The organism is Nonomuraea cypriaca, assembly GCF_015645445.1.
Classification (GTDB): Bacteria; Actinomycetota; Actinomycetes; order Streptosporangiales; family Streptosporangiaceae; genus Nonomuraea; species Nonomuraea cypriaca.
This window is the reverse complement of record NZ_JADOGI010000354.1, coordinates 1-7,976: the sequence shown is the minus strand read 5'-3', so window position 1 is coordinate 7,976 and position 7,976 is coordinate 1. Positions and strand designations below refer to the sequence as shown.

The 7,976-nt window shown below is 70.7% G+C and carries 5 protein-coding genes and 1 pseudogene; 2 read left to right on the top strand and 4 right to left on the bottom strand.

Going from position 1 to position 7,976, the window contains the following annotated elements; translation table 11 throughout:
- Window positions 1-935: pseudogene (locus ITP53_RS52110) on the bottom strand (hypothetical protein); the annotation flags it as partial.
- 110 nt (window positions 936-1,045) lie between these two features.
- Here ITP53_RS52110 and ITP53_RS52105 point away from each other — a divergent pair.
- A complete protein-coding gene (locus ITP53_RS52105) occupies window positions 1,046-2,290 on the top strand; it encodes a HAMP domain-containing sensor histidine kinase (protein WP_195902918.1) in 1,245 nt (414 codons plus the stop codon).
- Entirely contained in the window at window positions 2,287-2,976 is a 690-nt protein-coding gene (locus tag ITP53_RS52100) for a response regulator transcription factor (RefSeq protein ID WP_195902917.1), read from the top strand. The genes ITP53_RS52105 and ITP53_RS52100 overlap by 4 nt, the downstream gene beginning before the upstream one ends.
- Here ITP53_RS52100 and ITP53_RS52095 read toward each other — a convergent pair.
- From ITP53_RS52095 to ITP53_RS52085, 3 genes are all read right to left on the bottom strand, one after another.
- Complete coding sequence (locus ITP53_RS52095) at window positions 2,973-3,602, bottom strand: GNAT family N-acetyltransferase (RefSeq protein ID WP_195902916.1); 630 nt, start codon at window positions 3,600-3,602, stop codon at window positions 2,973-2,975. The genes ITP53_RS52100 and ITP53_RS52095 overlap by 4 nt on opposite strands.
- A gap of 5 nt (window positions 3,603-3,607) precedes the next feature.
- Complete coding sequence (locus ITP53_RS52090; RefSeq protein WP_328818618.1) at window positions 3,608-4,768, bottom strand: DUF418 domain-containing protein; 1,161 nt, start codon at window positions 4,766-4,768, stop codon at window positions 3,608-3,610.
- Between the two features lie 108 nt (window positions 4,769-4,876).
- Window positions 4,877-7,060, bottom strand: coding sequence for a hypothetical protein (locus ITP53_RS52085; RefSeq protein WP_195902914.1), 2,184 nt, complete (start codon window positions 7,058-7,060; stop codon window positions 4,877-4,879).
- Window positions 7,061-7,976: the final 916 nt, after the last annotated feature.

Genomic DNA, 7,976 nt, shown 5'->3' with positions numbered 1-7,976 from the left:
ACGATGATCAGGCCGATGGGGAGGCCGAGCAGGGTGCTGGACGGGGTGCGTCCGCCCTCGGGGACCGGTCCGATGTCGCCGCTCCCGGTGACGGTGAACGTGTCGTTCGATTTCACCAGGCCGGGTGCCTGGTGAAAGCGCTCCCAGTCCGTATGGCCCAGCTCCCCGACAGAGCCTGAGCTCCACTCGGCGGCCGGTGCGCCGTCGAGGCTGATGCGGTCGAAGGTGGCGCCGGCCTGGGTGAAGCGCGATTCCGGCAAGCTCGCGCCGAGGGCCGTGCGCCTGAGGGTCAGATCCCCGGGTGAGGCGGCGAACAGCCCGACCTGTACGGTCCCAGGCAGCCCGGGAAGGTGCGCGGCCCCGACCTTCGTCCAGTGGGCGCCGTCGGCCGACTCGTAGCCGGTGATGGAGTCGCCGGAACGGGTCAGGCGCAGCCAGCGTGGCGACCGAGGAGAGACGTCGCCCGGCCGCCCGGCCACGTCGTGGACGTAGTCGTACTGCATCCGGACGCCGTGGCCGCCGGTGAGCATGAGTGCGGCGTACGAGGACCCCTGGGCGGTGCCGTCCTTGACGATGATGCCGGCCTTCGCCCAGGGCACCAGGCCGGACACGATCTCGTCGTGGTCGGGCGGCGGGTAGGTGATGATGCCCGTCATCGAGGTCATCCGTACGGTGATGCCGCCGTTCTCACCCAGTGGCCGGTGCACGAAGGAGAACTTGTCGCTCACCGCCTGTCCATCCGGCCCCAGTGGTTCGGTGGGGCAGGGCACCTCTATCTCGCCCTCGGAGCAGGTGCCCGCGAGGGAACCGGCCGCGAAGAGCGCGCCGAGCAGGATGATGACCAGTGTCGCGGCGCTCATGGCGATCATCCGGCCACGGCTGCGGAACGTCGTCCACTCCTGGCTCACCAGTGAGGACAAGGCTGTGCTTGGCATGCGGTCGGTTCTACGCTTACCGGCATAACGTGCCGCGAACCACCACTGTCATCTCGCTGTTAGGCCCGGCGCGGCATCCTGGAGGGCGACAAGTAGCCGAAAAGGGACGGATGACCACATTGGTACGCCTGGCGCTGCGCAGCCGGCCGGTACGGCTACGCTTCACCCTCCTGTACGTCGTCCTGTTCCTCGGCTCCGCGGTGGCCCTGCTGGCCCTCACCAACCTGCTGGCCGGCGCGAACAACACCGAGTCAGTGCCCGCCCACATCCAGCCCATCCCGCAGGCAGGCCAACAGCGCATCCACGACCTGGAGACACAACTGTCGGACCTGCGGACGGCACAGTCGCGCCAGCTCCTGATGGGCTCGCTGATCGCGCTGGTCGTGATGGCGGTGGTCTCGTTCGTGCTGGGCAACGCCGTCGCGGGCCGCGTCCTGCGTCCGCTGCGGACGATCACCGCGGCGACGCGCCGGATCTCCGCCGAGAACCTGCACGAGCGGCTGGCCGTGCCGGGCCCGGCCGACGAGGTCAAGAACCTCGCGGACACCATCGACGGGCTGCTGGAACGCCTGGAGGCGTCCTTCGCCGCACAGCGCGGGTTCGTCGCCAACGCCTCCCACGAGTTGCGCACTCCGCTGGCCACCATGCGGGCGTCGGTAGACGTGGCCCTGGCCAAACCGGAGCCGCCGCCACCCCAGACGGTCGCGCTGGCCGACCGGCTGCGTACCGAACTCGACACGGTCGACCGGCTCCTGGAGGGACTGCTCGTCCTCGCCCGCGCACAACACGGCGCGCTCGCCGGCGAGACCTACCTCACCGCCGGCGGCCCCGTGGACCGCGCCCCGCTCTCGCCGGCCGCCCTGGTGTCGCAGGCCACGACCGCGCGCGCCGGCGACATAGCGGCGAAGAGCCTGACCGTGGACGACACCGGCCTTCAGCGGGCGGCGTGGACCGAGGGCAGTGTGACGCTGTTGTCCCGCCTGGCAGGCAATCTGATCGACAACGCCATCGTGCACAACGAGGACGGCGGCTGGATCCGGGTGGCCACCCCGGCGGACGACGCGACGGTGCGGTTGATCGTGGAGACCGGGGGGCGAAAGCTCGATCCCGAGCAGGTCGCCCGGCTCGGGAGGCCCTTCCAGCGACTCACCGCCGACCGCACCGGCTCAGGGACCGGCTCCGGCCTCGGCCTGTCGATCGTCGCGGCGATCGCCGCCGCCCACGGCGGCCGCCTGGACCTGCACGCCCGGCCAGAAGGCGGCCTGCGCGCCACGGTCACACTGCCGTCGGCGCCAGAAGCCGGCCTGCGCGCCACCGTCTCGCTGCCAAGAGCACCCGAAGGGGACGGGGGATGAGGATCCTGGTGGTCGAGGACGCGCTCGCGCTCGCCGACGTCCTGGCCGAAGGCCTGCGGGACCAGGGGATGGCCGTCGACGTCGCCCACGACGGCCTGACGGCCGCCGCCAAGCTGGACCTCAACGGCTACGACGTGGTGGTCCTCGACCGGGACCTGCCCGGCATCCACGGCGACACCCTCTGCCAGATGATCACTGATCGGGACGACCGCGCCATGGTCCTCATGCTCACCGCGGCCGGCTCCCCGGGAGACCGGGTCAGCGGGCTGACCCTGGGCGCCGACGACTACCTCGCCAAGCCGTTCCACTTCCCAGAGCTGGTGCTGCGGGTCCGCGCGCTGGCCCGCCGGCGACCCTCCGCCCGCCCGCGTACGCTCCGGGTGGCCGGAATCGAGCTCGACCCGGTACGGCGTACGGCCACCCGCGACGGCCGCCGCCTCGACCTCTCGGTCAAGGAGTTCGCCCTCCTCGAAGCCCTCCTGCGCGCCGGCCCCGCTCACCTCAGCACCGAGGCGCTCCTCGAACAGGTCTGGGACGAGAACGCCGACCCCTTCACCAACACCGTCACCGTGACCATCGGCCGCCTGCGCCGCAAACTGGGCGACCCACCGATCATCACCACCACCCCCGGCGTCGGCTACCGCATCGCCACCCAGAGCCGCCAAGAGCCGCCGGCAAAAACCTAGAGCCCGAAATGCGGCAGGCACGGCTCCAGGCCGTGGATCTTCACGGGAACGGGGCTGGTGAAGTCGTCGCGATCGAGGCGCAGGCGCTGCTGGAGCGCCCGCCGGCCGCGTACGTCATGCACCGAGACCCCGTCAGGCCGGTAGCCGAGCTTGCGTGAGACGCCCAGCGAGGCGGGGTTGTCCAGGAACGCGCCGGAGACCGCCGTCAGCGCCCCCAGCCCGGTGAAGGCCAGGTGGAGCACGGCGGCCCGCATCTCCGTGCCGAGCCCCGACCCCTGGTAGACGCGGCCCAGCCACGAGCCCGTGCCCACCTCGCGCCTGACCGCGAAGCGGGACCCGTTCAGATCCTGCGCGCCGATCACCCGCCCGTCGTGCACGACGACGAAGTTGCAGCACCACTGCTCGGGCTGCCACCGTGAGATCACCCCGAGATGGAAGCGGACGACGTTGCCCGGCAGCTCGTCGGCGGGAGCGTCGGTCCACGGCACGTCGAACGGCATCCGCTCCGGATCGTGCACCCCTTCCAGGGCCCGGTCGGCCAGCTCGTCGAGATCGTCGAGGGACGGAATCCGCAGCTCCAGCCGCGGCGTGGTCAGACGGAGATCGAAGAACGGCCAATGACGCATACCCCTCATTGTTTCCGGTCCAGGCCGTTCCGGTCATCCGGATATATCTGCCGCCAGTACGTGAGGCGACGCAGCAGCCACTCCACCGGCCCGTAGCGGTGCCTCCTGAGCCACCAGTGGCTGTACGCGATCTGCGCGGCGAAGATGCCGAGCGCCAGCACCACCTCCGCCGCTGGGCTGACCCGGTCGACGAGCGCCAGCCCGTACCCGGTGAAGATCAGCGCGCAGATCAGCGACTGCGCCAGGTAGTTGGACAGCGCCATCCGCCCGGGCACGGCCAGGGCCCGCCCGGCGCGCGGCAGGTACGGCAGCAACCGCAGGAACGTGGCCCCGTACGCCGCCGCGAGCAGCGGAGCCGTCACCAGGTCCACCGCCTCGCCCCAGAACTTGTGCACCGCGTCCGTCCACGCCGACAGCGTGTAGCAGAACGCGCCGGCCAGCCCCGCGGTGAACCCCGTCCACTGCAGCCCGCGCAGCGTCGCCGTGTGCGCCGACGGGTCGCGCAGGGCGCCCAGCTTGCCCACCGCCAGCCCGATCAGGCACGCGGCCAGCACGGCGGGCCCCTGGAAGAGCACGCGGAGCACGATGATCAGCGACAGCTTGCGTACGTGCTCCGAGACGATCTCCCAGAACCCCCCGCCCAGCGCCGCGTCCGATCTGGCCGCCTCCGCGGACCCGTCCGTCACCGTCCCCGCCATGTCGGTCCCGGCCGTGGCCAGCACCGCCAGCAGCACGAAGCCGAGAGCAAGCAGCAGCGTCAGCGCGACCGCCAGCCGCACCGCCGTCCTGGGCGTGATCCGCCGGAAGATCAGCAGCGCCAGCCCCACGGCCGCGTACGTCGTCAGGATGTCCCCGGGGAACAGCAGCACCGCGTGCGCCAGCCCGAGCAGGAGCAACCCGGCCAGGCGGCGCAGGAACATCGGCACGAACGGCTGCTCGCGCCGCGCCGCCGAGTCGGCCTGGAGCGTGAAGCTGTAGCCGAACAGGAAGGAGAACAGCAGGTAGAACTTGTTCTCCAGGAACATCGTCACGACCCAGCGCACGCCCCAGTCCAGCGACGAGTCGAACGCGGGCTCGGGCAGCCCGGCCATCCGATAACCGGAGGCCAGGAAGGCGATGTTCACGACGAGGATGCCCAGCAGCGAGAAACCGCGCAGGGCATCCACAGAAGCGATCCTCGCGCTGCCGAGGCGTGCGTCCGGTGTGGCGAGATGTGTCCTCTGTGTCCTCATCGGACACCATCATCGCGCACAACCTGAGAGTTACCTGTGAGTTCAGTTATTTTGCGCGATATAGAGGAAACGTTCGACGATCACCGCGAGGGCCACCACGAACGCCGGAACGGCCAGGTACAGCAGCCGTCTGCGCGCCTTCCTCGCCCGGTTCGGCCCGTTCAGCCGGATGATCTCGTACCCGAACAACGCCGCCCACGTCACCCCCAGCGCGCCGACGCCCACCGGCGTCCACGGCGAGGTGGGGTCGCTACCCCCCTTGTACGGGTTCGGCTCGGGGATCTCCGTGCCGCGTACGAACGACTTGCGGGTGTAGAGCGCGGCGTCGTCGTTGGAGTAGACCCGTTTCAGGTCAGGCGCCGCGTCCAGCGCCTTACGGAACCTCTCTCCCCAGTCCGCCGGGAACCCCTCGTTGAGCTGCAGGTAGCTCACCTGCCCGCGGCTCACCATCAGGTACGTGTTACGCGGCTGCGCCTTCAGCGTGTCGACCGCGGCCTTGATGTCCGCCGGATCCTTGTGCACCAGGGCCTGCGTGTTGAAGCTGACCAGCTCCACGTCCCGCTCGCCCCACGGCAGGGTCGGTGTGACCTCCGGGCCCACTTTGGGCACCAGGTAGATGACACTGGCGCTCGGCTTGTCGTGCTCGTACACGTAGTGCAGGGCGGCCACCTCGCCGGAGGTGACCCGCTCGAACTTCTCGTTGCCGTACCTGGCCAGCAGGAACGCCATCGCGAACACGACCGCGAAGCACGCCGCCAGCACCACCGAGATCCTCTTGGTCAGCTCGGGATTGAAGCGCACGTTCCGCTTGCGGAGGGGCACGGTCTCCTCGCGCACGTCCTCGCTGTCGGCCGGCAGGTTGGGGAAGAACGCGTACGCGGCCAGCAGGCAGGCCCCGGGCAGCGCGAACATGTAGATCCGCAGCCCGATCTCGCCGCCGTAGCTCTGCAGCCCCAGCGCCAGCACCGGCACGCACAGAAGGATCAGCGCCGACCTGTCGAACACCCCGCGCCGCAGCCGCCTGAACAGCCCGGCCGCGGCCATCCCGAGGATCGCCGCCAGGATCCCGAGGCGCGCCTGCAGCACCATCGCGTGCGCGGGGTCGGTGCCCTCGATGCGGTCGCCGGTGTTGCTCTGCAGGTTCGCGAAGATGTTGCCCAGGCCGCCGAAGATCGTGTCGATCTGGCTGGCCCAGAAGCCCACCGTCAGGTAGCTGATCCAGGCGAGCACCACCAGCCCGAGGCAGAACGGCAGCGCCCACGTCAGCGACGTCCGCTTGAACAGCAGGAACGCCGTCACCACGCCGAGCATCATGAACGGCGTGATCTGGTGCGAGGCCACCGACGCCAGGAACAGCGCCACCAGCAGCATCAGCATGAGCAGCTTGTCGGCGCGGTAGGTGCCGGTGTTGGCCAGCTCGCCCGGTGTCATCGCGTCCAGCCTGCCGAGCAGCCTGCGCAGGCCCTTCGGGGGGATCGGCTTCGTCCGCGGCTCCACCCGCCCGAACCATCTGAGCAGGATCGCCACGAACGCCAGATACAGGGCGAACGTGAAGCCCTGGGGCGAGAAGTAGTCCTGCCCGATCCACTGCACCAGCACGAACAGCAGCGCCGCGAACCACCGCGCCCGCGTGGTCGCCACGACCTGGCGCAGGATCAGGACGAACGGGAGCAGGTAGAGCAGGTTCGACAGGAGCGGCGTCCACTGCAGGATCGTCGTCATGTCGGTGATGCCCGCGGCCTTCGTCACGAAGGCGAAGAGCGCGAAGAAGCCGGGCCAGCCCATGCGGGCGTCGATGTTGATCGCCGTCTCGCCGGTCCTGCCGATGAACTCGACGAATCCGGCGTGAATGTAGGCGGTGGGGAACCGCGGCTCGTCCGCCACCAGCGCGCCGGCCCCGTGCAGGGCGAACGTGATGGCAGCGATCTGGAACAGCAGCAGGAACTTGCGGTCGGTGCTCTGGGCGACCGTGACGAAGAACGACACGATCATGATCAGGATCGCGATGAACGCGCTCGCCGGCAGCGCCGAGATCAGGCCGAGCCCGTCGATGTCCGCCGGATCCACGCCCCGCAGCGGGCCTGGGGAGACCTTGAGCGCGAGGACGTACATGACCAGGCCCTCGAGGACCAGGAGCAACGGCAGCCACTTGGGCGCACTCGCCACCAGCACCGCGACCCGCCCCATGACGGTCCGCGCCTTCTCCGTGCCTTGCCGCGCCGCCACACCTGGACCATGCGCGCCCTGACCGAGCGCGCCCTGACCAGGCCCACCCGGGCCTCGTCCCATCCCAGGACCAGGCCCGCCAGGCTGCAACAACCCAACCGCCCCACCGGCCGGCGTCCCTCCGGACGCCCCACCGCCGTGAGATCCACCGCCGGGTGGTGCCGTGGGTGAGGCGCCGCTGCGCGATCCACCGGCGGCCGGCGCTCCTGAGGGGGCGCCGGATGATCCACCGGCGGGTGATCCCGTCGCGGGTGGTGTCTTACCGGGCGTTCCGCCGGTGGAGGGGGCGTTGCCCGACGTTCCGCCGGATGGTGGTGCTTCGGCGCGCGATGCCGCGGGTGGCGTGTTACCGGGCGCTCCGCCAGTGGATGGCGGGTTGCCCGACGTTCCGCCGGATGGTGGTGCTTCGGCGCGCGATGCCGTGGTGGACGGCCCACCGGCAGAGGGTGCTCCGGGCCGTGCCGTTCCGGCGGGCGGGAGCGCCATGGGCATCGTCCCAGCCACAGGTGTCCCTGCGGCAGGTCCCCCGGACGGCGGCGCACCGGAGGACGGACCCTTCCCGGAGGACGGACTCTTCCCGGAGGACGGACTCTTCCCGGACGAGGGGCCCTTCCCGGTGCCTGGGCCTGTCGTGGGGGAGGTCGCCGTCCCGGATGACGGCCCCTGGGACGGCGCTCCAGTCGAGCTCGCCCCGCCGGAGGAGCCCTTGCCGGGCGCTCCTGTCCCAGAGGAGCCTGCGCCGGGCGTTCCTGTCCCAGAGCGGCCTGCGCCGGGCGTTCCTGTTCCAGAGCGGCCTGTACCGGGCCGTCCCTTGGCAGGCGCGCCCGTAGGCGGTGCGGCGGCCTGGTGGCCGCTAGCGGGACGTGACCCCGGGGCGGGCTGGGCGCCGCTGGCGGGGCGTGATCCCGGGGTGGGC